The 26,197-nt window shown below is 44.5% G+C and carries 24 protein-coding genes and 2 tRNA genes; 2 read left to right on the top strand and 24 right to left on the bottom strand.

The window, feature by feature from the left end:
* Positions 1 to 60: 60 nt before the first annotated feature.
* A complete protein-coding gene (locus tag H8K33_RS02280; protein WP_186889344.1) occupies positions 61 to 600 on the bottom strand; it encodes an AAA family ATPase in 540 nt (179 codons plus the stop codon).
* A complete protein-coding gene (gene pnuC, locus H8K33_RS02275) occupies positions 588 to 1,181 on the bottom strand; it encodes a nicotinamide riboside transporter PnuC (protein WP_186889343.1) in 594 nt (197 codons plus the stop codon). The genes H8K33_RS02280 and pnuC overlap by 13 nt, the downstream gene beginning before the upstream one ends.
* A 187-nt stretch (positions 1,182 to 1,368) precedes the next feature.
* Between pnuC and H8K33_RS02270 the strand changes: the two genes are divergently transcribed.
* On the top strand, positions 1,369 to 2,397 hold the full coding sequence (locus H8K33_RS02270; RefSeq protein ID WP_186889342.1) for an OmpA family protein: 1,029 nt from the start codon (positions 1,369 to 1,371) through the stop codon (positions 2,395 to 2,397).
* A gap of 75 nt (positions 2,398 to 2,472) precedes the next feature.
* Here H8K33_RS02270 and H8K33_RS02265 read toward each other — a convergent pair whose 3' ends face one another.
* From H8K33_RS02265 to rnr, 7 genes are all read right to left on the bottom strand, one after another.
* Positions 2,473 to 3,390: a ChaN family lipoprotein gene (locus H8K33_RS02265; protein WP_186889341.1), complete on the bottom strand. Its 918-nt coding sequence runs from the start codon at positions 3,388 to 3,390 to the stop codon at positions 2,473 to 2,475.
* A gap of 331 nt (positions 3,391 to 3,721) precedes the next feature.
* Positions 3,722 to 3,797 (bottom strand) — tRNA-His (locus tag H8K33_RS02260).
* Between the two features lie 323 nt (positions 3,798 to 4,120).
* A complete protein-coding gene (locus H8K33_RS02255) occupies positions 4,121 to 4,318 on the bottom strand; it encodes a DUF3079 domain-containing protein (protein WP_186889340.1) in 198 nt (65 codons plus the stop codon).
* A 183-nt stretch (positions 4,319 to 4,501) separates the two neighbouring features.
* Complete coding sequence (gene dusA, locus H8K33_RS02250; RefSeq protein ID WP_343043772.1) at positions 4,502 to 5,521, bottom strand: tRNA dihydrouridine(20/20a) synthase DusA; 1,020 nt, start codon at positions 5,519 to 5,521, stop codon at positions 4,502 to 4,504.
* A gap of 105 nt (positions 5,522 to 5,626) precedes the next feature.
* Complete coding sequence (gene cysE, locus H8K33_RS02245; RefSeq protein ID WP_186889339.1) at positions 5,627 to 6,373, bottom strand: serine O-acetyltransferase; 747 nt, start codon at positions 6,371 to 6,373, stop codon at positions 5,627 to 5,629.
* Positions 6,374 to 6,528: 155 nt separating this feature from the next.
* Complete coding sequence (rlmB, locus tag H8K33_RS02240; protein ID WP_186889338.1) at positions 6,529 to 7,269, bottom strand: 23S rRNA (guanosine(2251)-2'-O)-methyltransferase RlmB; 741 nt, start codon at positions 7,267 to 7,269, stop codon at positions 6,529 to 6,531.
* Between the two features lie 179 nt (positions 7,270 to 7,448).
* Positions 7,449 to 9,908 carry a ribonuclease R gene (gene rnr, locus H8K33_RS02235; protein WP_186889337.1) on the bottom strand — a complete coding sequence of 820 codons (2,460 nt, stop codon included), beginning with the start codon at positions 9,906 to 9,908 and terminating at the stop codon, positions 7,449 to 7,451.
* 242 nt (positions 9,909 to 10,150) lie between these two features.
* Here rnr and H8K33_RS02230 point away from each other — a divergent pair.
* Positions 10,151 to 10,235: transfer RNA gene (locus tag H8K33_RS02230), tRNA-Leu, on the top strand.
* Between the two features lie 178 nt (positions 10,236 to 10,413).
* Here H8K33_RS02230 and H8K33_RS02225 read toward each other — a convergent pair.
* The 15 genes from H8K33_RS02225 to rlmN form a co-directional block, all read right to left on the bottom strand.
* Complete coding sequence (locus H8K33_RS02225) at positions 10,414 to 10,941, bottom strand: phosphoribosyltransferase (RefSeq protein WP_246443231.1); 528 nt, start codon at positions 10,939 to 10,941, stop codon at positions 10,414 to 10,416.
* Positions 10,942 to 10,988: 47 nt separating this feature from the next.
* Entirely contained in the window at positions 10,989 to 12,302 is a 1,314-nt protein-coding gene (locus H8K33_RS02220; protein WP_186889336.1) for an adenylosuccinate synthase, read from the bottom strand.
* Positions 12,303 to 12,308: 6 nt separating this feature from the next.
* Positions 12,309 to 13,460 (bottom strand): ATP phosphoribosyltransferase regulatory subunit, encoded by a 1,152-nt coding sequence (locus H8K33_RS02215; protein WP_186889335.1) that lies wholly within the window; start codon positions 13,458 to 13,460, stop codon positions 12,309 to 12,311.
* A 118-nt stretch (positions 13,461 to 13,578) separates the two neighbouring features.
* Entirely contained in the window at positions 13,579 to 14,475 is an 897-nt protein-coding gene (hflC, locus tag H8K33_RS02210) for a protease modulator HflC (protein ID WP_186889334.1), read from the bottom strand.
* The gene (hflK, locus tag H8K33_RS02205) at positions 14,475 to 15,731 is read right to left on the bottom strand and encodes an FtsH protease activity modulator HflK (RefSeq protein WP_186889333.1); all 1,257 of its coding nucleotides are present in this window, start codon (positions 15,729 to 15,731) and stop codon (positions 14,475 to 14,477) included. Before hflK ends, hflC begins: the two co-directional genes overlap by 1 nt.
* 71 nt (positions 15,732 to 15,802) lie before the next feature.
* Positions 15,803 to 16,912, bottom strand: coding sequence for a GTPase HflX (gene hflX, locus H8K33_RS02200; RefSeq protein WP_186889332.1), 1,110 nt, complete (start codon positions 16,910 to 16,912; stop codon positions 15,803 to 15,805).
* A 44-nt stretch (positions 16,913 to 16,956) separates the two neighbouring features.
* Complete coding sequence (gene hfq / locus H8K33_RS02195) at positions 16,957 to 17,193, bottom strand: RNA chaperone Hfq (RefSeq protein ID WP_186889331.1); 237 nt, start codon at positions 17,191 to 17,193, stop codon at positions 16,957 to 16,959.
* 148 nt (positions 17,194 to 17,341) lie between these two features.
* Positions 17,342 to 18,685 carry a ribosome biogenesis GTPase Der gene (gene der, locus H8K33_RS02190; protein WP_186889330.1) on the bottom strand — a complete coding sequence of 448 codons (1,344 nt, stop codon included), beginning with the start codon at positions 18,683 to 18,685 and terminating at the stop codon, positions 17,342 to 17,344.
* 4 nt (positions 18,686 to 18,689) lie between these two features.
* Positions 18,690 to 19,856 carry an outer membrane protein assembly factor BamB gene (bamB, locus tag H8K33_RS02185; protein WP_246443230.1) on the bottom strand — a complete coding sequence of 389 codons (1,167 nt, stop codon included), beginning with the start codon at positions 19,854 to 19,856 and terminating at the stop codon, positions 18,690 to 18,692.
* Position 19,857: 1 nt separating this feature from the next.
* Positions 19,858 to 20,526 (bottom strand): YfgM family protein, encoded by a 669-nt coding sequence (locus tag H8K33_RS02180; protein ID WP_186889329.1) that lies wholly within the window; start codon positions 20,524 to 20,526, stop codon positions 19,858 to 19,860.
* A 6-nt stretch (positions 20,527 to 20,532) separates the two neighbouring features.
* The gene (gene hisS / locus H8K33_RS02175; RefSeq protein WP_186889328.1) at positions 20,533 to 21,894 is read right to left on the bottom strand and encodes a histidine--tRNA ligase; all 1,362 of its coding nucleotides are present in this window, start codon (positions 21,892 to 21,894) and stop codon (positions 20,533 to 20,535) included.
* Positions 21,895 to 21,961: 67 nt separating this feature from the next.
* The gene (ispG, locus tag H8K33_RS02170) at positions 21,962 to 23,224 is read right to left on the bottom strand and encodes a flavodoxin-dependent (E)-4-hydroxy-3-methylbut-2-enyl-diphosphate synthase (RefSeq protein ID WP_186889327.1); all 1,263 of its coding nucleotides are present in this window, start codon (positions 23,222 to 23,224) and stop codon (positions 21,962 to 21,964) included.
* A 2-nt stretch (positions 23,225 to 23,226) separates the two neighbouring features.
* Positions 23,227 to 24,219, bottom strand: coding sequence for a helix-turn-helix domain-containing protein (locus tag H8K33_RS02165; protein ID WP_186889326.1), 993 nt, complete (start codon positions 24,217 to 24,219; stop codon positions 23,227 to 23,229).
* Positions 24,212 to 25,009, bottom strand: a complete 798-nt coding sequence (gene pilW / locus H8K33_RS02160) for a type IV pilus biogenesis/stability protein PilW (protein WP_186889325.1) — start codon at positions 25,007 to 25,009, stop codon at positions 24,212 to 24,214. Before pilW ends, H8K33_RS02165 begins: the two co-directional genes overlap by 8 nt.
* The gene (rlmN, locus tag H8K33_RS02155) at positions 25,009 to 26,163 is read right to left on the bottom strand and encodes a dual-specificity RNA methyltransferase RlmN (RefSeq protein ID WP_186889324.1); all 1,155 of its coding nucleotides are present in this window, start codon (positions 26,161 to 26,163) and stop codon (positions 25,009 to 25,011) included. The genes pilW and rlmN overlap by 1 nt, the downstream gene beginning before the upstream one ends.
* Positions 26,164 to 26,197 lie beyond the last annotated feature (34 nt).

The following is a 26,197-nucleotide window of genomic DNA, read 5'->3' as shown; positions in this document are numbered from 1 at the left end:
TAGCTCCCCGATTTGCTTCTATCGCGAATCGGGGAGTTTTAGTTATCAATTCAGATTACTTTAACTCAAAAATTCCAAGGTAAATTGCACCTGTAGTAAGCGCTCATGTAAAGCGCCTTCAAGCAATACAAATGGAATCCCCAGTGTATCTAAACGATTGACCAATTCATCGTGAATAATCTGACGTACAGCTGGCGATTCTCTTTGCAATCCATCTGCAATCCAAGGAAAATCAGGTGCGGTAACCAGCGTTAACGCATAGTCATGTTGCAATGCTATCCGCTGCAACTCTGGATCAACCTGCTTAAAATAGAACTGACTATACAAGGCCGTCATCAATGGCGTTGTATCACAAAATAACCATTGTTTAGCTTGTGGCAATAAGCTCTCTTCATTATTTAATTGGGTTAATGCAATCTGCAATTGATCATCTTCAAGCGGAACTCGCTTATTCAACGCAACAAATTCGCGTAAATATTCTGGCACCCAGACGGTTTTATAATGCGTCGCCAAGGCTTCAGCCAATTGTGATTTCCCTGATGATTCTGCGCCAAGAATAGCAATTCGATTCACCGCCGTCGTGCGCGTTACTTCCGACATAAAGCACTCCATGCGCGGGCACCAGCTATCGCCATTACAACAAAAATTGCATATAACAAAGCCGTGAGCATCAAGCCTTTATACAAATACAAACCAACGTATAAAACGTCAACGAGAATCCAGACATACCAATTTTCCAATTTCTTACGAGACAAAAGCAATTGTCCCAGCAAACTGCCCGCGGTCAAAAAACCATCGGCCATCGGCACATCGGTATCGGTGAATAATTTCAAGAAAAAATAAAGCAAAACAAAAATCCCGCACCAAGCTAACACAGCAATGATTCGCTCTGGCGCACGTAATCGTGTCACTGAAATGGTTTGCTGATTTTCTCCTCGCCACACCCACTGAGTCCAACCCCAAATAGAAACCAAAATAAACACAATCTGCAAGCCACTGTCGCCATACAACTTGGCATCAAAAAACACCAGGCAATACAAGGCCGATGACAAAATCGAAAACAGCCAGGCCCAGTGTATCTGCTTAATATTGAGCGCAACTGTAATGATCGATAAGATAAATGAGCTCAACTCCAGAGGACTCGTGACCCAACCCCATGCAAGTGGCAGACTTTGATTCATTGATGACTTTGCAGTAAAAATTCGTAGCGCAGCATAACAAATTTTGCATAAAAAAACATGTAATTACCTGAAAGTCATTATCTAAGCTGTAACAATGTTTGACGATCATTCGGTCCCGATCAATATACAATTCTAACTTCAATCATTTAAATCATTTACATTTATCAACTCACAATAAGGAAGTAACATGAAAAAAATTGCTTTAGCGATTGCACTCATTGGCAGCACTTGCAGCGCATCTGTGCTCGCACAAAATTCCGAAGTCAATCCATCATGGTACATTGCACCGAGCTTAAACTATACAAATACCGACAATGGTTTTGGCTTGACTAAGGATGGTCAAGGTCTAGGCTTACGATTTGGCAAAATGCTGAATCAAAGTTGGGATATTCAACTTGGTGGCATTGCCGCACGAACCAAGCAATCTGGCACCACTTACAAACAAAATTTATTAAGCGTTGACGCGCTCTATTTGCAATCTCGTGAAGCAGTGCGTCCATTCTTATTGTTTAGCGTCGGTGGACAGCACGATAAGCTTTCAAACGCGCTAAAAACAAAATCCAAGAGCTCTCCTTTTGTTGGCGCAGGTATTGGCTTGCAAGCTGCGCTCACAGAGCAATTAACACTGCAAGCAGATGTTCGTCGCAACATGGCTTACGTTAGCGGTAACGACTATAACTTCAATCGCGCCTATACCACCTATGCATCAATTGGCTTAAATTACTTCTTCGATAAAGTAGCAAAGCCAGCACCGGTTGTTGTGCCAACTCCTGCACCAGCACCAGTGGCTGAACCAACTCCAGCGCCGGTGGCACCGCCACCACCAGCACCAAAATTTGAAAAATATACTTTATCGTCAACCGAGCTATTTGCTTTTGACAGCGCAGTTTTAGCAAGTTCTCAGCCAAAATTAGATGAAATCGCCACAGCATTAAAAGCATCACCAAGCGTATCGAATGTTGTCATCAGCGGCTTCACCGATCGTTTGGGATCAGATAAATACAATCAAAAACTCTCTGAAAAACGTGCCAGTGCAGTACGTGACTATTTGGTGAGTGCGGGCGTAACAGCAGATCGCTTGAATGCCGTAGGTAAAGGCGAAGCAAATCCTGTGGTTACTTGCACAAACAAAAAGCGCACAGATTTGATCAAATGTTTAGAACCAAACCGTCGTGTTGAAATTGAACAAATGACTTTTGAACGTCGCGTGAAATAAATTCTCGCAAACGAGTAATTAGTTCGATATGTAAAAAATGGCGCTCAAGTTGAGCGCCATTTTTTCGCATGACACTTACTGTGCGGCTTTCCCTTTAACACCAGCACAATAATCTTTGCTGGCAATTGCCCCAGTAAACCAATAAAGATCCGCTTTACCAGCCTTTTTGATATAGCTATGTAAATCCAAATTATTTTCCTGAACTTCGAGCAATTGAATAATAAAAATATCTGCCTGCGGGTTTCTCTTCAATAAATGCCAAGGCGCGCCAGTATCACCCCGCACATGCTCTCCCCCAGCAATCAACATCGCTGCACTTGTTCGCAACATTGCCGTCGCCATGCTGGCGTCTTTTGCCAATTGTATGTGTAACATAGGCGTTAAAGTTTCCCGACTTTGCATACCGCAATGTGAAGTAAATATTTGATCCAGCAAATAATTTTTTAAAAAATCTGGGGGATTAACTGCGGAAGAAAATCTATCAACATCGACAAAATTCTTCTCGCCATGTTTATATACCGCACCAATAAACGCTCTGTCGATATTTCCTGCAGCGAGTGCCGATCGCTTCAAGGCTTCTTGAAAAGTGGGAGCATAAACCGCCCAATCCCAACTTCCTTTTTCGGGCCAGTTCAGAATCTTTTTCATTTGATCTAAGCTATCTACGGTCTGCAATTTACTAATTGCAAATTCGTGACTAGTATCAAGCATTTCAAATACGACTTTCCCTTGAACGCTTTGATCAACATTAGAAAAACGCTCTTGAATAAATCGACGCTCTAATTGATGATGCTCAGGGTTATCGTGTTTTTCGCCTACGAAGACATATCGATGTTGGCGCAGTAAGTCCAGTGCCTTCTTTTCTTCAACAAACTGGGCTTGAGCATTAACAATCTTACCGACCAAACTCTGTACAGTTTTACTCGATGCCTGCGATTGAGACGAGGTAATCACCAAAGTGCAGAAGAACAAAAATAAAGAATGTTTGCGCATAGTCAACTTTTCCACAAAAGAAAAATTCACTATATCTCGACGAGATGATCATCGCAAGCCATCTCATCAATTCAACATCAGATCAGCAATTGACTCGCACTAATTTATGCAAAGGTGTGAAGAGAGTGGTTTTTCGAACCGACAGAGGAAACGGTCGGTGAACTACCCGGAAAAAACCGGGCAGCACCCACCTGTCTGCCATCATACATATCGGTTGTATGTACAGCAGATAAGAATAATTTTAGAATTTTTTTATGACTAGCACATGACAAGAAACACAAAAAAACCAAACAAAAAGCCCACTAAAAAGTGGGCTTTTTGTTTAATTCGGTGGGGTGGACGATGGGGCTCGAACCCACGACAACAGGAATCACAATCCTGGACTCTACCAACTGAGCTACGACCACCACTGAATCACATGTTTCGTGCACAAGTGCACTGCAAGTGAGCCTCGCATTATACGAGGATTTGCCAATTCAAGCAAATGTTTTCAAGAATCAAGTGACAAACTTTACATTTCCCTTGTACATAAAAAAAGCCCGCTAAATACTAGCGGGCCAACATCCTATCAACAATAGGATTACAACAAACTCAACAAACAGCGTAACTATAGGGTTTTACTTACTTATTAATTTAATTTATTACAAATTATTACGAATTCAAGAATATCGATACAAGAATCTCTGCGGCAAACTATGATGATCCATACATTCGAAAAAACATCAATGAATCAACTAGCATCAGGAAGGCCACCTGGCTCCTTCTGTTGAATTTCCCATTCCATCCAGTCATCACCAAATAGTTCCGCAGGATGCGCCGTCCGATCTGCGCCGTTACCACATGCCATCGACGATGCGGCACAATACAAATCACATCCCCAGCATAAGCGTTCAGGATTTTTAGGATGGATGGGGAATTTCTTCGCCACGTTGACCTCAACAATTCAAAGAATTGGTGAAATCTACATTGGGCGCTAATAAAAACGCAATCAATACGCTGAATTGACCTGAGAAAAATTGTTTTAGCCCAAGAAAGCGCAGCAACATTGGACACTGCTTGCCAAGCGTGATTTAAACTAAGATCAGAAAACTACTGATTCTTTACAAAAAACTTAGATTGAGGCACCATGATTAGCATCTTTAACTTTGAGTAGAGCCTCTAGCAATAATGACGGATTACCAATCGCAAGTTTTTTTGTATCTGACAAGGTTTGACGGAAAGCGCGTGCGCCAATCAAACCAAAGGTTAAACCTAGCATATGTCGAGTGACACTATTTAACTTTAAGCCTTTACCACTATCACCATATTTTTCGAGCTGCTGAGAAATATAAGGCAGCATTGCCAGCACAACCTCTTCACGCGTTTTTGATGGATTCTGATCACCGTAATAGCGAGAATCAAAACTACTTAAGATGTAAGGATTATGATAAGCCTCTCTTCCCAACATCACGCCATCGACATGCAAGAGATGTTGATCAATTTCTTCAAGCGTTTTGATTCCACCATTAATAATGATTTCTAAGGTCGGAAAATCTTTCTTTAGCTGATAAGCATAAGCATATTTAAGCGGAGGAACTTCGCGATTCTCTTTTGGTGAAAGGCCTTTTAAGATTGCATTCCGTGCATGCACGACAAATGTGCGGCAACCAGCATCCGCGATCTCACCAACAAAATCACGCACAAATCCATATGAATCGACGTCATTAATTCCTATCCTATGCTTTACCGTGACGTCGATATCAACGACATCACGCATTGCTTTTACACAATCGGCAACCAAAGCTGGCTCAGCCATTAAACAAGCACCGAATGCGCCTTTCTGCACACGTTCGGACGGGCAGCCACAGTTAAGATTAATTTCGTCGTAACCCCACTCTTGACCGCGTTTTGCGGCAATAGCCAAATCAGCGGGTTCACTTCCACCTAATTGCAATGCAACGGGATGTTCCTCTTGATTAAAGTCCAAGTGCCTACCGACATCACCATGCAAAATGGCGCCAGTAGTAACCATTTCTGTATATAACCAAGTATGGCGAGAAATATGACGATGGAATAAACGACAATGTCGATCTGACCAATCCATCATGGGGGCAATAGAAATACGACGAGAGGGAATAAGAGGGAGTTTCACGGCATTAACAACGAAAAATCAAATAGGCGATATTGTACCGCGTGTCGAAATCAAACGTTCGAATATCGCCCTGATGTGATAGTCAATGATATGGATATTAGTTAATTAATCAACCAACTGAGAAATTTCCTCAGCATCGATACGTTTTTCATTCAACGATTTTTCACAAACGATACCTGCAACTTGAATCGCCGCACGCAGCTTTTCAATTTGTTCTTGCTGCGAACAGACATGTTCGGTTAACTGACGAAATGCTTTGGAAATTGGATCATCTCCATTCGCACTTAATCCATAGGCACTAAAACTCAAGATATCGCCTTCTGCATCTTTTTCTTTCACTGATTTCACGATATGTGCAGGATTACCCACCGCGGTTGCGCCAGCCGGAACTGGCTTAATCACTACCGAATTAGAACCAATTTTTGCGCCCGCCCCCACCGAAAATCCACCAAGTACTTTGGCTCCGGCGCCGACAATCACCCCCTGCTCTAAAGTTGGGTGGCGTTTCGCACCTTTTGTGAGAGATGTTCCCCCTAAAGTCACACCTTGGTAAATCGTACAATCATCACCAACGACCGCAGTCTCACCAATCACAACACCAAAGCCATGATCAATAAAAACGCGTTTTCCAATTGTGGCGCCAGGATGAATTTCGATGCCTGTGAAAATACGTGCGAGATGGGCGATAAAGCGTCCCAACCATTTCATGCCATGCGTCCAGCACCACTGCGCCCACGTATGCATCACAATCGCTTGTAAGCCCGGATAGCAGGTAATCACCTCCCAGGTATTACGAGCAGCGGGGTCACGTTGAATGATGCTAGCGATATCTTCGCGTAATTGCTTAAACATGGTAATGAAATGAATATATAGAAATTGTGCAGAGCTGCACGTTGGATAAAAAACCAAACACGAGTGTAATGTTTTTTTAGAATTGTCGCTGAACGCTGTTTAATTTCTGCATCTCTACAAATGAAATATGGACAGCGCCCAGAGAAATAATTGACTTACTGAGCTGCAATACGCTGGCGGCGTGCCTCATATAAACACACGCCAGAAGCGACTGAGACATTTAAGCTCTCGACTGAGCCCATCATAGGAATTTGCACTAACATGTCGCAGTTCTCGCGCGTCAAACGGCGCATACCTTCGCCCTCATTTCCCATCACGATCGCGATACCACCCTTAAAATCCACGTCGTATATCGTTTTTTCTACATCATCCGATGTACCAATAATCCAGATATCACGTTCTTTCAAATCACGAATCGTACGCGCCAAATTAGTGACTGTGATGTATGGCACGGTTTCGGCCGCACCACTGGCAACTTTTTCGGCTGTGGCATTTAATCCGACTGCACGATCTTTTGGTGCAATCACTGCATGTGCACCAACACCATCAGCGACACGCAAACAAGCGCCAAGATTATGAGGGTCGGTAATACCATCCAAAATCAACAGCAATGGTGGACCTTCAATTGCATCGAGCAATTCGTCCAGATTGCGTGCTAATGATAACTCCCCTGCTTTTGCCACCACACCTTGATGACGTCGCGTGCCCACGATGTTTGACAGACGCTGATCATCTGCTTGAATAATCCGAATACCAGCAGATTTTGCGGCGTGGATTAACTCTTGCATACGACGATCAGAGCGATCATTGTCGACATAAATTTCTTCTACCGACGAAGCTTCATGACGAATACGGGACGTGACGGCGTGAAAGCCAAAAATCATTTTACTTTTCATTGTGTATTTCTCTAACAGGTTTAATTCTTGGATTCGCGAAAGCGAAGACCGCCCAAACTTCAGCCGTATTCTTCAATGCTTCTTCGTAAGTCCTAAATTCTTTACTTGTGCTTTAAAAGCACTTAATTTATTTCGTTTTTTCGACGCACGTATTGAGTTGATATTTCCCTAAAAAACGATCAACGCTTTTTACGACTACTTTGAGTCGTCTTTACTTTACGTTCACTACGACTTGGTGCAACGCCAACTTTCTTGCGTTTGGTTTTATTCACTGTTGCCTCAGCGTAGACGCTCGTTTCTTTTGCCGCTTTGCCAGGTACAGATTTTACCGTCTTACTCGCAGCGCTGCGTTTAACTTGGCGCGTTTCAGCGACCTCATCCAACTCGCGTGTCTTTGGAAACCGATGGGGAACCGCGCTGCTTGCCAATGATAAATCGATTTTCCGCGCATCGATATCAACACGACTCACCACCACTTTGACTTTATCAGTCAACTGATAACGCTTACCACTGCGCTCGCCGCGCAGCTCATGGCGTGCTTCGTCGAATTGAAAATAATCTGCGCCAAGCTCAGTGATATGCACTAAGCCCTCAACGAACATTTCATCTAATTGCACAAACAGACCAAATTGCGTAACACCAGAAATCGTGCCGGTAAACTCTTCACCCAATTTACTCTTCATGTAATAACACTTGAGCCAAGCTTCAACATCGCGCGAGGCTTCATCGGCACGTCGCTCGTTGGCAGAGCAATGGGTTCCCAACATATCCCAAATAGTTTGCTCTTTTTGTTGACGCTCTTTACCGGCTGCACGATCTGCGGCCATTTGTTTGCGGGCGGCATTCGAAATAGTAGTATTCAGAATGCTGGTATCGATACCTTTTGGCTCGTACTTTTTACCTTGCAAAATCGCCTTAATGGCACGGTGCGTGAGCAAATCAGGATAGCGACGGATCGGACTTGTGAAATGCGCATAAGCATCATAAGACAAACCAAAGTGGCCAATATTATCCGGGCTATACACAGCTTGCTGCATAGAACGCAGCAGCATGGTTTGTAGCAATTGCGAGTCTGGCCGACTCTTAATCTTATCCATCAATTGCGCATAATCTGAGGCAGAAGGCTTGTCGCCGCCCATCAAATTTAATCCAACTTGGCGCAAGAAATTACGTACCTGCGTGAGTTTTTCTTTGGTTGGTCCAGCATGAATACGATACACGCCGAGATGTTCAAATTCCTGCAACAAGCTTGCTGCACAAACGTTTGCAGCCAACATACATTCTTCGATCAAACGATGGGCATCATTTCGAGTGCGCGGTAGAATTTTTTCGATTTTGCCCGCAGCATTGGCGACGATATAAGTTTCGGTCGTTTCAAAATCAATTGCACCACGGCGATGACGCGCTTTCAGTAAAACCTGGAACACTTCATACAAATGCAATAAGTGTGGCACCAAAGGCAGACGCTTATGTGCTTCTGGGCCTTTGGTATTACCTAAAATCGCCGCGACTTCGGTGTAAGTAAACCGTGCGGTGGAATGAATCACCGCAGGATAAAACTGATAGGCAGTTACCTCACCATCAAGTGAAATCACCATATCGCAAACCAGCGTCAATCGATCGACGTTCGGATTCAAAGAACACAAACCATTCGACAGTTTTTCCGGCAACATCGGGATCACGCGACGCGGGAAATAGACTGAAGTACTGCGCAATAAGGCATCTTCATCAATCGCGTCATTCGGTTTCACATAATGACTAACATCAGCGATTGCCACCAACAAACGATAGCCCTTCTCACGACCAATTTTGCATGGCTCGCAATACACAGCATCATCAAAATCACGTGCATCTTCACCATCAATCGTCACCAATGCGATATCACGCAGATCGACCCTATCCTCTAAGTCTTTAGGACCAACATCAAATGGTAGCTTGCTAGCAGCCTTTTGCGCCGCATCGGAAAACTCATGTGGCACGCCGAACTTACGCACAGCGATTTCTATCTCAATTCCTGGATCATCAATCTCGCCAAGAATTTCAACGACTTTACCAATCGCTTGTGAATATTTGGTCGGCTGCTCTACCAATTCAACACTCACCACCTGCCCGGCTTTTGCCTTTCCTGGAGAGCCTGCGAGTAAGATGTCTTGATTGATTCGATTGTCTTCTGGTGCAATGAGCCAAATACCATTTTCTTGAATCAGGCGACCAATGATATGGGTATTCGCACGTTCAAGAATTTCCGACACACTACCTTCTAAACGGCCTTTTCGATCAGTGCCAACGACACGTGCACTAACCCGATCGCCATTTAAAATACGTCCCATCTCACGTTCAGATAAGAACAAATCTGGACTGCCGTCATCCGGGGTCAAGAAACCGTAACCATCACGATGACTACTGACGCGCCCGACGATTAAATTATCTTGTGCCAATGCAGAAATATTGCCTAACTTATCCTGCGCGATCTGACCTTCGCGCTCCATTGCTTTCAGCCTTTTTGCCATGCCGTCGATCTCCTCAGGTTTCACGCCTAATTTTTTTGCAATCGATGCTGCCTTCAAACTTGTTTTTGAAGCGCGCAAGACGCCGAGAATATCTTCGCGGCTGGGGATGGGATAAAGATGTTTGTTCAAAACGGTGGTATCTCTTTTTAATGAAAGTAAAGCACATTACTTGGTAAAGACAGCCTCAACTGTCAACACAGTTTATCGGGTTAATTTAAAAATACCTAGCTTTTGCGCACTTGAATCGCTCTATCGCGGTGATTTTTTAATGCGTGAATTTTACGAATGTTCGGATGAAAGACAAACGCGCTGAGGAAGGAATTAAATCCATTGACTTTGCAGGGCATTACTTTATAATCTCGGTCTTCGTTGCCCACGTGGCGGAATTGGTAGACGCGCATGGTTCAGGTCCATGTGCCTTCGGGTGTGGGGGTTCGAGTCCCTCCGTGGGCACCACAGCATTAATTAAGAAAGCCGTTGATTCGTCAGCGGCTTTTTTTATGTAAAAAAATTAAAGTTCTACTTTAAATTTAATCAGCACAATCACAACACGATCAAACCAGCAAGCCATCGAGGAAAAAAGCGATTCAATCCATTGACTGACCGCCTCCATCCATCTGCACTCAACGATTATTTAATTTCTGCTCAAATCAGCATTTCCAATCTCTTCTAAACGCAAAGTGTCATAAATCTCGAACGGCTGATGTATCCACGGCGCGCCCTCCAAATACTCAAGATAGATATCTGGCACCACCACCGAAACGGATTTAACCCAAATCACGGCACTGGTAATGTCACTGATCTCTGGATAATGCTTACGCAACCAAGGCTGAACTTCTCTAAAGGTAATGCCGGAATCAACCAAATCATCAACCAACAACACGCGTCCACGCAAAGTTTTCTCAACACTAGCAACGCTTCCGCCGATCTGTATTTGCCCTTGGTCTTGACCAGATGATCCACGATAGGAACTAACAGAAAGTATGCTTAATGGCAGTTTAAACAGACGCGAGAAAACATCGCCTATGCGAAGCCCCCCGCGCGCCAAGCACAAAATATGGTCAAACTGTAGACCAGATTCGTGGATTTTTAATGCTAAGAGTTCAATCGAGCGATGATACTCATCCCAGGAAACCCACAAATCTTTTTGTTCAGTATTCAAGATCAACAATTTCTCAAAGTCAGTTATACAATCGGCTACAGATTTAATTACAGAAATGGGTGACGTAACACGATCGTTTCTTCACGATCAGGGCCAGTGGAAACCATATCAATCGGGACGCCCACTAATTCTTCGATACGCTTAATGTAATTACGTGCATTGACTGGCAAAGCTTCCATCGTCTGCGCTCCGACTGTGGATTCAGACCAACCTGGCATTTCTTCGTACACAGCAACACAACGTGCTGCCTCTTCGGCACCAACTGGGAAAATATCGACGGCTTTACCATCAATCGTATAGCCAGTACACAACTTAAGAGATTCCAAACCATCCAACACGTCTAGCTTAGTCAAGCACATGCCAGACACGCCATTGATTTGCACGGAACGCTTCAACAAAGCTGCATCAAACCAACCGCAACGACGCGCACGACCAGTGACCGTGCCAAATTCATGGCCCACACTCGCCAGATGCTTACCGACACCTTGGTCGGTTGGCAGTTCAGATGGGAACGGACCTGAACCTACACGTGTCGTATAAGCTTTAGTGATACCCAAAATGTAATGCAACATACTAGGACCAACACCTGAACCCGCGGACGCATTACCAGCAACACAGTTACTTGAAGTGACGAAGGGATAAGTGCCATGATCGATATCGAGCAAACTTCCTTGTGCGCCTTCGAACAACAAACTTGCGCCGTTTTTATAGGCTGCATGTAAAGCACTAGAAACGTCAGTCACCATAGGACGGATACGTGCGACATCGCGCATTGCATCGTCATAGGTTTTTTGGAAATCGACCGCTTCAGCTTTCAAGTAATTAACCAGAACATAATTGTGATATTCGAGGTTTTCTTTGAGTTTTTCAGCAAAGCGCTCTGGATTTAATAAGTCAGCGACACGAATCGCACGACGCGCGACTTTATCTTCGTAAGCAGGACCAATGCCCTTACCCGTAGTACCAATTTTCGCTGCGCCGCGAGCCGCTTCGCGCGCTGCATCCAATGCCGTGTGATAAGGCAAGATTACAGGACAAGCTTCGGAGATTTTTAAACGTGAGCAAACTTCAACACCATTCGCTTCCAACTTATCAATTTCACGCAACAAATCCGGAACCGACAAGACCACGCCATTGCCAATATAGCAGGCGGTGCCAGCACGCATAATTCCAGAGGGAATTAATTGCAAAGCCGTCTTTTGACCACCGATTACCAAAGTATGGCCGGCATTATGACCGCCCTGAAAACGCACAACGCCTTGCGCATGATCTGTCAACCAATCGACGATTTTACCTTTACCTTCATCGCCCCACTGGGTACCAATGACAACTACGTTTTTTGCTGGTTTATTTTGTGACATCGCTCATCAACCTACAGTTTTTAAAATCCATTGACTACCATCGAATTCGACCATGCGCGTGCATTCAAATTCGTCCTGTTCATTCTCGTGACCCGGCAGGTTTTGTATCACCACTTCGCCTGCCTGGCGTAATTCAATTATCTTATGACGCAAAGCTGGATCTTGACTCCACGGTGCCAAAATCGCATTCTTCCGCTCTGCGGAAGGCATCAAGCGCGCGAGTTCGCGCAAATCTAAAGAGAAACCTGTTGCTGGGCGCGCACGTCCAAATGCCTCACCCACATGATCATAGCGACCACCACGCGCAACTGCGTTTGGCAAGCCCGGAACGAAGGCATTAAACATCACGCCGCTGTGGTAGTGATAACCACGCAAATCCGCCAAATCGACAGTCACTTTGGCATTACCCGCCAAATCGACCAAATAAGCCAATTCGTCCAATGCTATCGCAATCCCATCAAGTTTGGGCAAAATTTCACGGGCTTTTTGAATAATCGTTTTATCGCCATATAAATTTGGCAAATCCAATAATGCTTGACGAATTTCTGGTTGAAAGTCTTTTGTGAGCTCTTTCAATGCAGGCAAATCTTTCGCTTCTAACAAGGCAAATAATTGTGATTCATGCCGCTTAGCGGCCGCATCGCTATTCAACAGTGCGCGCAATACTCCAACGTGACATAAGTCCAAACGCACTTCTGAAATATTCGCCAACGCCAATGACGCTAACATCAGCTCTTGAATTTCCGCGTCAGCTTCGAGACCTGCATGTCCATAAATCTCGCCGCCGATTTGCAAAGGCTCGCGTGTTGCATGTAAGCCTGATGGGCGCGTATGCAAAACACTACCGGCATAACACAGACGCGTAACCGATTTACGATTCAGCAAATGCGCATCAATCCGCGCTACTTGCGTCGTCATATCGGCGCGCACACCCATAGTGCGGCCAGATAATTGATCGACCAATTTAAAAGTACGCAAATCCATATCCTGCCCTGCTCCAGTCAATAAAGACTCGATGTACTCAAGCAAAGGCGGCATGACTAATTCATAGCCATAGCAACGGAAGTTATCTAGTAAAACACGGCGCAATTCTTCTATCTTGCGCGCTTCTGAGGGCAAGACGTCGGCAATGTTTTCTGGGAGTAGCCAATTTGGCATAAGAAACAATCTTCAGTAGTAACAATACTGCAAACATTAATGGATCGGGCAAAAACTAGAAAGACTGCAGTTCGAAATGAAATGCAGTCTATCTAACGACACCCACTTTTAACACATATTATTTTTTCGGTGCAGCTCCGGCAGCCCCTGCTCCTGGTGCTTTAAAATACTTAAAGAATTCAGAGCTTTGATCAACCACCATCATGTCAGTCTTATTCTTAAAGCTAGCACGATAGGCTTCCAAACTGCGGTAGAACTTGTAGAACTCCGCATTCTGACTAAAAGCTTGCGAATAGATTTTCGCCGCTTCTGCATCACCAGCACCGCTCACCGTTTGCGCTTCTTTATAGGCCTCAGCCAAAATAACGATGCGTTGACGATCAGCGTCTGCACGAATTTTTTCTGAATCAGCAAAACCAGTTGAACGCAATTCATTTGCTACGCGACTACGCTCAGCCTTCATACGCTCATAAACGGAATTGTTGATCTGTTCAACATAATCAACACGCTGTAAGCGGACATCGACGATTTCCACGCCAATTTGCTTCGCTTCATCGGTAACTTTTTTACGAATTGCCTGCATCACTTTATCGCGTTCACCAGAAATCACATCACGTACAGAGCGCTTAGTAATTTCTTCATTCAAAGCAGCTTTAACAATTTGTGATAAACGATCGCGCGCGCGGCTTTCCTCACCACCAAAGCTGACAAAATACAATTTTGGTTCTGTGATATGCCACTTCACATAGGTATCAACCAAAATATTTTTCTTTTCAGCCGTAATAAAACGATCAGCCTCTGGGGACTCAATCGTCAAAATGCGCTTATCTAAAAACATCACATTTTGAAATGGCGGTGGCAATTTAAAATGCAAGCCTGGCTCACTGATCACAGCCTTCACTTCACCCAAGGCAAACACAATCGCATGTGATCTTTGATCGACCACGAAAATCGTCGAATACAAAACCACACCAGCAATAGCTAGGGCAATTAAAGAAGAAATAAACTTATTCATTAACGTGACTCCCTGTCGCGAGAATCGCGAATTCGACCATCTTTATTTCCTCTGACTTCTACCGTACTCATGGTATCGGCTGGTACGCTATTGGATACCGCTGGCGCACTTGTACGGGCACCGTTCTCACCTTGAGAATTGAGCTTATCCAAAGGCAGATAAATCATATTGTTGGCATTTTTTGTATCCATCATCAACTTGGTGGTGCTGGAGAAAATTTGCTGCATGGTTTCCAAATACATACGATCACGTGTCACTGCTGGTGCTTTTTGATATTCGACCAAAACCTGCTTAAAACGTGCAGCATTACCCTCAGCGTTTGCGACGACTTTTGAACGATAACCTTCAGCGTCCTGCAACATACGAGAGGCTTCACCACGTGCTTTCGGAATCACATCATTCGCATATGCCTGACCTTCATTTTTCTGACGCTCTTTATCCTGACCAGCTTTGACAGCATCATCAAATGCCGCTTGCACTTGCTCTGGCGGCTGCACTGCCTGCATCGTTACATTCGTAATCTGCGCACCGGAGTCATAACGATCTAAGACTTGCTGCATCAATAAATTGACATCAAGCGCGACTTTTTCACGGCCTTCATACAGAACAAAATCCATCTTGCTACGACCAACGATTTCACGAATCGCTGTTTCTGCAACTTGGCGGATCATTTCTTCTTGATCGCGATTGCTATACAACCATTTCGCCGCATCTTTCAATTTGTATTGAACCGCAAATTGAATATCAATAATATTTTCGTCGTCAGTCAACATCAAGGCTTCTTTTGCCTGTTTGTTTTTGACATTATTTCTATAGCCAACTTCGACCGTACGCACCTGCTGTACATTCACAATCTCATGTGCTTGTATCGGTGCTGGCCAACGCCAATTAAAACCAGGGCTAGTTTGATAGCTATATTTACCAAAGGTAGTAACCACGCCAGTTTGGCCTTCTTGAACGATGAAAAAACCGCTGATCATCCAGAAAAAAGCAAGTACGGCAACAATTACACCAAAGCCAATTTTTGCGAACAGAGAATCCGCAGGAGATCCACCACCATTACCACCATCACCGCCGCCATTTTTACCAAACATGCGCGCGATAGATTGATTGAAATCACGCCACAATTGATCCAAATCTGGAGGACCATCTTCTGGCTTCTTACCATCTTGCTTATCGCCCTTTGAACCACGACCCCATTGAGGATCATTCAAAGAGAGCAATGGCCTTAAGCGATTTAAAAAAGGAATTCGCATTCGTTGATTACCCGATAAATTGTTGAATTTAATAACCAAAATAAATCAAAAGAAATATAAACCGAAACATGTTATTCATCGAACACAACTTCGGCACTGGATTCGAAACTGACAGCTTCTTTTTGCATCAGCTCAACTATTGCATCACGCAACAAATCAATACCCTGACCATTTTTTGCACTAAGAAAAACTCTGTTAATTTTACCATATTCGTCCCGCTCTATCGCAGGAGCCAAATCAGCCTGGTCGATCTTATTCCATACCAATAACTGAGGAATATGATCTGCCCCGATTTCTTTAAGCACATGATTCACCTGATCAATTTGATCATTTCGAACCGCACTTCCGCCATCAACCACATGCAATAACAAATCAGCATGTATCGTTTCTTCCAAAGTCGCTCTAAACGAGGCCACTAATTGATGTGGTAAATCCCGGATAAAACCAACTGTATCTGACACCACAATATTACCAACACCTTCCAGATACAAACGACGCGAGGTAGTATCCAAAGTTGCAAATAATTGATTTGCCGCATAGGTGCCCGCCTTAGTCAAAGTATTGAACAAGGTCGATTTACCGGCATTTGTATATCCAACTAAAGAAACCGTGAAAGTGTTACTTCTTCCTCTGGAGCGGCGCTGCGTTTCTCGCTGCTTATGCAACTTTTCCATCTTTGCTTTGAGCATTTTCACACGCTCGCCCAACAAACGACGATCCGTTTCCAACTGCGTCTCACCAGGCCCACGCAAACCGATACCACCTTTTTGTCGCTCAAGGTGAGTCCAGCCACGAACCAAACGCGTTGCTAAATGCTGCAACTGCGCAAGTTCAACTTGAACCTTGCCTTCATGACTCTTGGCTCGCTGCGCAAAAATATCCAAAATCAGACTAGTGCGATCAACAACCCGTATCTTTAAATGACGCTCGAGATTCCTCTGCTGCGCCGGTGATAGAGCATGATTAAAAATGACGAGATCGAGACTGAGATCAGTGACAGCATGAGCGACTTCATCAGCCTTACCAGAGCCTATGAATAAGGCCGCATCAGGACTGGATCGCTTACATACAATGCTTGTGATAGTCTCAGCCCCCGCAGACAGCGCGAGCTGAGAAAGTTCATCTAAACTTGCGGCAAAGTCTCCTTTGCCGAAGTCCACGCCAACTAGTGCAGCGCGCATATAAACCTAAAATAAATACAAAAACTTGAGAAGTTCAACAATAATTACTCTGCTTCTGAATCAGAATTAATACTCACCGCACGCGCTGGAACCACGGTAGAGATAGCGTGCTTATAAACCATCTGAGTTACAGTATTACGTAACAACACGACATACTGATCAAATGATTCAACGTGACCTTGCAACTTAATGCCGTTGACCAGATAAATTGAAACAGGAATGTGTTCTTTTCTTAACGCATTCAAAAATGGGTCTTGTAACAGTTGCCCTTTATTGCTCATAACAGCTCCATTGTGTTGTTGTGATTAGGAGTTGGGGACACCTTTTATTATTTCAAGTGTCCAAAAGATAATTAAGATACCACGAGAAATTAATTTTTAAAATACTTCCAAGAAATTTAACGAAGTAAAGTTTGTATCTGCTATTTTTTTACTTCGAATCTTTGGTAAAAGGATTTTTTCCCGAACGCATTTCTATGCGCAAAGGTGTTCCAGTTAAATTAAACGTTTCTCTAAAATGCTTTTCTAAGTAGCGTTTATAAACATCGCCAATCGCATCCAAGGCATTACCGTGAATCACAATGATAGGAGGATTTTGACCACCTTGATGCGCATAACGCATCTTAGGACGAATCGAACCCTTACGTTTCGGCTGTTGATGTTCAACTGCTTCAATCAAGGCACGAGTCAATTTTGGTGTCGACAAATTCGCCATCGCCGCTTCGTATGCCGAATCAATCGACTTCATCAACGGAGCAATCCCGGTAGATTTCAGGGCTGATATAAAATGAAATTTAGCAAACGTCAGAAAATTCAACTTGCGTTCAATATCCATCTTAATTTCATCACGCCTATCACTCTGCAAACCATCCCATTTATTCACACCGACTACAAGGGCGCGACCAGATTCCAAGATAAAACCTGCAATATGCGCATCTTGCTCAGAAATATCTTGCTGCGCATCGAGTAACAACAAGACTACATTTGCTTCAGATACTGACTGCAAGGTTTTCACTACAGAGAACTTCTCGATCGCTTCAAACACCTTACCACGTCGACGAATACCGGCAGTATCGATCAAAGTATATTGCTGACCATCGCGCTCAAAAGGAATTTCAATTGAATCACGGGTAGTTCCGGGCATATCGAATGCAATCACGCGCTCTTCGCCAAGCAAAGTATTCACCAAAGTTGATTTACCAACATTTGGACGCCCCACAATCGCAATCTTGATACCCTTTGCTGCATCTACATTCTCTTCTGGCTCATCAGGTCGAGACGCATAAGCGATATTTAAGGCTTCTTCCACCAAATCGTTAACGCCATCACCATGCGCCGAAGAAATGACATAGGGATCTCCCAAGCCAAGCTCGTAGAAATCTGCAGCGACGCTGGTATAACGCATACCTTCTGCTTTATTCACCACCAACATAACTGAACGACCAGACTTACGTAAAAAATCCGTAATGGTTTTATCGTGCGGGGTCAAACCTTGACGACCATCGACCAGAAAAATAATGACATCGGCTTCCGCTACGGCTTGCTTGGTTTGCTTCGCCATTTCATGCATGATGCCTTCTTTGGCAACTGGCTCAAAACCACCTGTATCAATCGCTAAAAAAGGACGTTCACCAACCCGTCCTTCACCATAGTGACGATCACGGGTTAGCCCTGGCAAATCCGCCACCAAGGCGTCACGAGTACGCGTCAGGCGATTAAACAGTGTGGATTTACCGACATTTGGTCGGCCGATTAAAGCGATAACTGGTTTCATTAATTTATTCCGTCGCAAATGCGACAACAGCACCTGATTTCGTTTGCACAATCAGGTTATTACCGACAATTGCCGGCGCAGACATAATCTTGCTTCCATCCGTCGGCATACGCGCCAGGAAAGAACCATCTTCTCTCGATAAAAAGTGCAGGAAGCCCAAACGATCACCGATCACTACTGCACGACCAAACGAAGTTGGCGTTGCCAATCCACGATTCGTCAATTTATCATTTTTCCAAACTGTAGCACCACCATTGATGTCATAGCCAAATACACCGCCAGTGTTATCCGCCGCAAACGCAAAACGCTCATCTGCCGCTACACCAACTTCACTTGAAATATTTTTCGCCCATTTAGCAGTACCATTTGCCGCATCAAAACAAGCGACACGACCTTGATAACTAGCTGCACAAGTTGTATTACCCACCAAAGCAGGTGCGCCAGACATGTCAACGATGCGCTCTAACTCAGTAGCACCTTTTGCTTCGGCTGCAGTTGCTTCCCAACGCAAGCCACCATTTTGCAATGCTAATGCGATTAACTTGCCACCCGGTGTAGAGATAATCGCCATCTGATCTTTGATCGTAATTCCAGTCGCCATACGCAAAGTTAACACTGGCAATGGGCGCTCAACAGCCCACTTCATTGCACCAGTTTCCAAATCAAATGCCGTCACGCGATTATCGATACTGTGCACCAATATCAAACTTTCAGTCACAGCCGGAGCCGATAAAATTTCGCTACTAGCTTGCGCTTTCCAACGCAATTTCCCCTGCCCGTCAAATGCGAACAGCACGCCTTTCTGACCAGCGACTGCAACAGCTTTTGTGCTGGCACCAACGCCTGCCGTTAAAGGTAGTTCTGCTTTAATTTTCCAGATAACTTGGCCACTAGATGCATTAATTTTAGCAACTGAACCATCGGCACTGGCAGCATATACGTCCGCACCAACCACCGCAGGGCTGAAAAAATAATCGCCAGACGAACCCAGACTCACAGTCCACGCACTCTTCACTGACATGCTAGAAGTAAAGTTTTGCAATGCTGCGGGTGCTGTCTTTGCATCTTCTTTAGCAAATGGATTGAGCCAGGACAAGCTAGAACAAGCGCTCAACAATCCTATACTCAACACTGATACTAATAAGCCACGTGGAAACATATTCAATTTCATATTATTTCTTGTCTGTAGTTACAGCAACTTTCGTTTCAATCGCGCCGCCTAATGCATCCAACTTAATTTGCACCAGTTGCTTCCCAACGTGCTTATCGCCCATCTTATCTAAGGCACTCTTGTAGGTTTCGCGCGCTTCTTTCAGCTTATTTTGTGCGACAAAAACATCTGCTTTTTTATCCAAAACATCCACCTCAAATTCTGGCAAGAACTCACTAGCAAGCACTTTTAAAGCTTCATCATAATTTTTCTCATCGAGCAAAATAGATGTCAGACGTAATTTCGCAATAGCCTGAAATTCTTTTGTATAAGCGTGCTCTACCACCCAACTTAACTGTGTTTTCGCCGTTTTTAAATCACTCGCGTCAAATGCGCTTTTCGCCGCGGTTAAGGCTGCCATCGTTGCATACGATGTTGCACCAAACTTTGTCGTTAAATTTGCCGTCGCACCTTGCACTTTTGCATTATCTTTCAAGCCCGCCGCACGTTGCACTTCTTCATAAATTGAAGAAGCTTGTGTTGCTTGACCACGCTGGTAATTAGTCCAAGCGGTCCATGCTGCAAAACTGGAAAGTGCCGCAATTAATAACCAGGTAACCAGATTACCGTATTGTTTCCACCAAGCTTTAAGGGTGTCAATTTGTTCTTGCTCTTCGAGATCGTATGCCATTTTTTATTAATGATGAATGTGAATATGATTAGGATTATCGCACTGGGATTCGTCGTGGTCAGCACCAACGATTTGATCGACTAAATAATCAACTGCGGTATCGAAAGGAACGCTGGTTTGATTATTCGCAAAGTCGTCTGAACGCATAGACTTGACAGTGACTGTTTCTGCCGCAGCTTCGTCTTCGCCAATAATGACGGCAAATGCGGCACCACTTGCATCTGCTTTCTTCATTTGCGATTTAAAACTACCGATTCCCGTAGCAGATGCGCAATGTAACACAACATCTAAGCCTGCATCACGTAAACGCTCTCCCAAAACGAAAGATTGCATTTGCGCTTGCTCACCTTGATGTACTAAATAGACATCACAGCTATTCGTAACTTCAGCGTCGCCATTGAGCTTCATTAATTCCAACAAACGTTCGACGCCCATTGCGAATCCACATGCTGGCGTATGTTTGCCGCCAAAAATCGTGAACAAAGTATCGTAACGACCACCGGCGCACACAGTACCTTGCGCGCCCAATTCGTCAGTAACCCACTCAAATACTGTGCGATTGTAGTAATCCATACCGCGCACCAATCTTGGATTGATCGTGAACGGGATGCTATTGTGACGCAATATTTTTTGCACGCCTTCAAAATGCGCTTTGGATTCTTCACCTAAGAAATCCAATAATTTCGGGGCATTGTTTACCAAGTCTTGCATTGCTGGATTCTTAGTATCAAGAATGCGCAGTGGATTAGTGTACAGACGACGTTGCGCCTCTGCATCCAACTGTTCTTTGTGCTGTTCAAAATAAGCAATCAATTCTGCACGATGTTGATTACGCTCGGCGGCATCACCAATCGAGTTTAATTCTAAGCGAACATTTGTTAAGCCAAGGTCATCCCACAAACGCTGGCACATCGCGATCAATTCAGCATCAATATCAGGACCTGCGAAGCCCAAGGCCTCTGCACCGACTTGATGAAATTGACGATAGCGACCACGTTGCGGTTTTTCATGACGGAACATAGGGCCGTTATACCAAACGCGCTTAGGCCCTTCATAAGTAATATTGTGCTCTAAAGCTGCGCGTACGATACCTGCCGTATTCTCAGGGCGCAAAGTGAGCTTATCGCCATTCATTGCATCTTCAAAAGAATACATTTCTTTTTCAACGATATCGGTCACTGCACCCAAACCGCGCGCAAATAATGGCGTGGCTTCTACGATAGGTGTACGCATTTGCTGAAAGCCATAGCTCTTCAATACCGATTGCACCGTATTTTCAAATAATTCCCAGAGCGCAGCTTGTTCGGGTAGAACATCATTCATCCCTTTAATACCGCTGATCTTTTCTACTTTTTTATCTTCAGACATGCGCTTATTTCCACTTTCAATTCCACTTTACTTCCGATTGATTTTCTAAATCTTCACTACAAAATTCTTAGACTTTTGGTGCATAGTTTGTTTGAACATATTCCAGTACGATTTGCTGAAAATCCTGTGCAATATTTTCACCACGCAAAGTCATCGCCTTCACACCATCAATAAATACCGGTGCAGCTGGCGATTCACCTGTACCTGGCAAACTAATACCGATATGTGCATGTTTTGATTCACCAGGGCCATTTACGATACAGCCCATCACTGCGACATTCATACCTTCGACACCCGGATACTGGACTTTCCACGTCGGCATTTGTTCACGCAGATACGATTGAATATCGTCTGCCAACTCTTGAAACACCGTCGAGGTAGTACGTCCACAACCAGGGCAAGCAATTACCATAGGCATAAATTTGCGCAAGCCCATGGTCTGTAAAATTTCTTGTGCGACAAACACTTCTTTACAACGATCACCACCAGGTTCTGGTGTTAAAGAAATACGAATCGTATCGCCGATACCCTCTTGCAACAGCACCGACAAGGCCGCTGTTGAAGCGACAATACCTTTACTTCCCATACCTGCTTCAGTCAATCCCAAATGCAAAGGATAATCACAATGCTTGCCAATTTCACGATACACAGAGATCAAGTCCTGCACACCAGAAACCTTGCACGACAAAATAATTTGATCGCCCGGCAAGCCCAATTCTTCTGCACGATGCGCACTTTCTATCGCGGAAGTAATCAAGGCTTGATACATCACGGTTTGAGCACTGAAAGGAACAGCGCGTTGGGAATTCTCATCCATAATACGCGCCAACAATGCCTGATCCAGACTCCCCCAATTCACACCGATACGCACAGGCTTCTGATGCAAACAAGCCATTTCTATCATCTGCGCAAATTGAGTATCGCGCTTCGCACCTTGCCCGACATTTCCTGGATTAATTCTATATTTCGATAATGCTTTTGCACATTCAGGAAATTCTTTCAACAGACTATGTCCGTTGTAATGAAAGTCGCCTACCAAAGGCACATCAACACCCATGCGATCGAGTTGTTCACGGATCGCGGGAACCGCTTGTGCGGCTTCTGCATTATTCACGGTGATACGAACCAACTCGGAGCCCGCCCGAGCCAATTCTTTAATTTGAATCGCGGTACCTATGGCGTCAGCGGTATCCGTATTGGTCATCGACTGAATAACAACAGGTGCATTACCACCAACCACCACGATCCGATCTCGATGACGAATTTGCACCGAGCGCGAAGAACGTCTGGCACCAGAACCGCAAGCAATTTCTTTTAAATCAAGCAACATATTTACTTCACAACGAGATTAGCGACATTATTACCGCGCTCAGAGGATATCGTAAGCGGCGCACCACGCAACACCGCATCTACGCCAGCAGCGTTACCAAGCTTCACATAAAGTGACTGCTTCACACTAAATGCTTCTTCAGTTCCGGCTCTAGCCAAATGTGAACTCAAAATAGTTCCTGACTCCGTTTTAACCTGAATCCAAGAATCCTGACGGAACTTCAATACAAACAATTCATTCACAGGAGGCAGACTCACCGGCTCAGCGCCAGTAACAGAACTAGCAGCGACAACATCTGTTGTCGCTGCAATGGTTTGTGACGCCGGACTCGCCGCCAAAACTTCTGCCGTTTTATCTATCGGATTCTGTACAATATTTTGCGAAGCAGGGGCATCTAAATTTGTTATCGCACTTACTTTTTCAGCAGAATTATTGTCCACTGCTGGCTCAACAACGGGCGATTTCGATGCATCAAGCTCAGGATTGCTCACAGCCTTGTTACCCATGAGCGACTGAAAATTCTTACCGAATTCAGTCGCTTGCAACAACAAAAACAAGCCAACAATCAGCACCAAAATAATCGCCCCGATAATATACCGACGGTTATTATCGTGATTTCCCTGCAATGACAACCGCGAATCAACGAATGGTGTTGACAATGCTGGACGCAGCGCAGCTTCTAACTGAACAGGCTCAACATCCTTAGGCAACAGTGCAATCAAGCCATCAGCGTCAATCTTCAACAGCTTTGCATAAGCGCGGACAAAGCCACGTACGATTACCATTTTGGGCAGGACTGCAAAATTATCTGATTCTAAAGCGACAATTTGCGCTTGCGAGAGCTTCAATTGGTCTGCTACAAATGCAATAGTCCAGTTTTTACTTTGACGAGCCGCTGCTAGTTGCGCTCCTGCTGTCGCTGCAAGATGCACATGATTCAATTCCACTTTTTCTTCCTGTGATTCGGTCGCCACAGCTTGCATTGCATCATTCATTAAAAGCACCTTTTTGGAACAAAGCAAACTCCTTTGAATTTGGATGTCGACGACGTAATTGTGTCCCTAAGCCCGTCACCGAAGCTTGATCACCAAGTTTGTGATCGATTTTGATCGCGATCCACAACACATCCGCAGCAAAAATTTCTTCTTTTAACACGCGTTGAATATAAGGTCTGGCTTTCTCAAATTGCGACTTATCGTAGTAAACCTTTGCCAAATTCGCATTCACAGAAGGATTGCCAGGATCAAGCTGAAACGCCATCAAAAAATATTTCTCTGCGGTTGCGATATCCTTCATGCGCAGACTACAAACACCTGCACTCATCATTGCCTTTAACGGCGTTGGATAACTGCGATCCATCAAGATTCGGTCATACAGCGGCAAAGCCTGCTTTTCTCGGCCATTCTGGCAAAGGAACCAAGCGTAGTTATTTCGTATTTCGGAATTAGTAGGCTCCAGCTTCAATGCATGAAGAAAATTTTCTTCCGCTCGTTGAGGATCACTCATTTCCATTTGTATCAATGCGCGCAAACTATACGCATTCGCAAACTGCGGAGAAATTGTAATAACGTTTCTGATCTCTTCCAAAGCAAGCTTGAGTTGCCCTTCTTTAAAATAATCAACAGCAAGCTGCATACGAATTGAAACACGACGCTGCAAATCTGGATTTTCAGTCGCAACAGTTTCGTCATCAAGAGCATTCGAAGACTTTGTGCTCGAACAAGCCGACAGCAATATCGTACAAAACATCATAAGCAATACAAAAGCCGACTGATTCAATTTCATTATTTTATCTCCGTAATTTTTCCAAAATTTGGACCAAATTTCTTCTGATACTCTGACATTTGCTGCATACGTTCTTGCACTCGGGTTCTATCCTGCACTTCACCAGCTAGCTGACCACAGGCAGCATCAATATCATCACCGCGCGTTTTTCGCACAGTCGTGACAATACCAGCGTCCATCAAGATTTGTGCAAACAATTTAATGCGCACATTGGGTGAACGTTTTAAACCGGATTCAGGAAAAGGATTAAACGGGATTAAGTTAAATTTGCACGGAACTGTTTTCACCAAAGCCACCAGTTCACGCGCATGCTGATCGGTATCATTTACACCGTCCAACATACAATATTCAAAAGTAATGAAGTCGCGCGGCGCGAACTCCAAATAACGACGACAAGCGTCCATTAATTCATGCAGTGGGTACTTCTTATTCAATGGCACCAAGCCATCGCGCAACTGGTCGTTCGACGCATGCAGCGACACTGCCATCGCCACCGGACATTCTTTCGATAGCTTGTCTATCATGGGCACGACGCCACTGGTTGACAAAGTCACGCGACGACGTGACAAGCCATAGGCATTATCATCCAGCATCAATTTCAATGCGGTGACAGTTGGCTCAAAGTTCAATAGCGGCTCGCCCATCCCCATCATCACAACGTTGGTGATTTGGCGTTCACCTTTAGGACCTGGCTCTATGCCTTTAGTCCGGCGCAACTCAAACTCAGCCATCCACAACTGACCGATGATTTCACCTACGCTTAAATTACGATTAAATCCTTGCTTACCGGTAGAACAAAAACGGCAATTAACTGCGCAGCCCGCTTGCGTAGAAATACACAAGGTGCCACGATTTTCTTCTGGAATGAATACGGTCTCAACCGCATTTCCATTACCGACATCGACGAGCCACTTACGGGTTCCGTCAGTCGATGTGTGATCACTGATCACTGCTGGCGCGGAAATATGCGCACGGCCAGCCAACTTCTCTCGCAATGATTTTGCCAGATCCGTCATTTCATCAAAATTGCTAGCGCCGAATTGGTGTATCCAGCGCTGCAATTGTTTCGCGCGAAACGGCTTCTCACCCAGCTCGCCGCAATAAGCCACGAGTTGTGCAGGATCAAAATCCAATAAGTTGGTGAGTGCCGTCATTTAAATCTTCTCAATTAAATCTTCGCAGATAAAT

This window comes from Affinundibacterium amnicola, from assembly GCF_014284275.1.
In the GTDB taxonomy this organism is placed as follows: Bacteria; Pseudomonadota; Gammaproteobacteria; order Burkholderiales; family Burkholderiaceae_D; genus Undibacterium; species Undibacterium amnicola.
The sequence above is the reverse complement of the archived record's forward strand: the minus strand, read 5'-3'. Positions and strand labels throughout refer to the sequence as shown.

Bases quoted from the DNA above. Each gene is read 5' to 3' on its own strand.
- pnuC (WP_186889343.1), bottom strand. From the start codon at position 1,181: ATGAATCAAAGTCTGCCACTTGCATGGGGTTGGGTCACGAGTCCTCTG.
- hflK (WP_186889333.1), bottom strand. From the start codon at position 15,731: ATGCGAATTCCTTTTTTAAATCGCTTAAGGCCATTGCTCTCTTTGAAT.
- H8K33_RS02280 (WP_186889344.1), bottom strand. From the start codon at position 600: ATGTCGGAAGTAACGCGCACGACGGCGGTGAATCGAATTGCTATTCTT.
- bamB (WP_246443230.1), bottom strand. From the start codon at position 19,856: ATGAAATTGAATATGTTTCCACGTGGCTTATTAGTATCAGTGTTGAGT.
- pilW (WP_186889325.1), bottom strand. From the start codon at position 25,009: ATGAAATTGAATCAGTCGGCTTTTGTATTGCTTATGATGTTTTGTACG.
- hflC (WP_186889334.1), bottom strand. From the start codon at position 14,475: ATGAATAAGTTTATTTCTTCTTTAATTGCCCTAGCTATTGCTGGTGTG.
- H8K33_RS02220 (WP_186889336.1), bottom strand. From the start codon at position 12,302: ATGTCACAAAATAAACCAGCAAAAAACGTAGTTGTCATTGGTACCCAG.
- cysE (WP_186889339.1), bottom strand. From the start codon at position 6,373: ATGTTTAAGCAATTACGCGAAGATATCGCTAGCATCATTCAACGTGAC.
- H8K33_RS02180 (WP_186889329.1), bottom strand. From the start codon at position 20,526: ATGGCATACGATCTCGAAGAGCAAGAACAAATTGACACCCTTAAAGCT.
- der (WP_186889330.1), bottom strand. From the start codon at position 18,685: ATGAAACCAGTTATCGCTTTAATCGGCCGACCAAATGTCGGTAAATCC.
- hfq (WP_186889331.1), bottom strand. From the start codon at position 17,193: ATGAGCAATAAAGGGCAACTGTTACAAGACCCATTTTTGAATGCGTTA.
- rlmN (WP_186889324.1), bottom strand. From the start codon at position 26,163: ATGACGGCACTCACCAACTTATTGGATTTTGATCCTGCACAACTCGTG.
- hflX (WP_186889332.1), bottom strand. From the start codon at position 16,912: ATGCGCGCTGCACTAGTTGGCGTGGACTTCGGCAAAGGAGACTTTGCC.
- ispG (WP_186889327.1), bottom strand. From the start codon at position 23,224: ATGTTGCTTGATTTAAAAGAAATTGCTTGCGGTTCTGGTGCCAGACGT.
- H8K33_RS02215 (WP_186889335.1), bottom strand. From the start codon at position 13,460: ATGCCAAATTGGCTACTCCCAGAAAACATTGCCGACGTCTTGCCCTCA.
- hisS (WP_186889328.1), bottom strand. From the start codon at position 21,894: ATGTCTGAAGATAAAAAAGTAGAAAAGATCAGCGGTATTAAAGGGATG.
- H8K33_RS02270 (WP_186889342.1), top strand. From the start codon at position 1,369: ATGAAAAAAATTGCTTTAGCGATTGCACTCATTGGCAGCACTTGCAGC.
- rlmB (WP_186889338.1), bottom strand. From the start codon at position 7,269: ATGAAAAGTAAAATGATTTTTGGCTTTCACGCCGTCACGTCCCGTATT.
- H8K33_RS02165 (WP_186889326.1), bottom strand. From the start codon at position 24,219: ATGAATGATGCAATGCAAGCTGTGGCGACCGAATCACAGGAAGAAAAA.
- H8K33_RS02265 (WP_186889341.1), bottom strand. From the start codon at position 3,390: ATGCGCAAACATTCTTTATTTTTGTTCTTCTGCACTTTGGTGATTACC.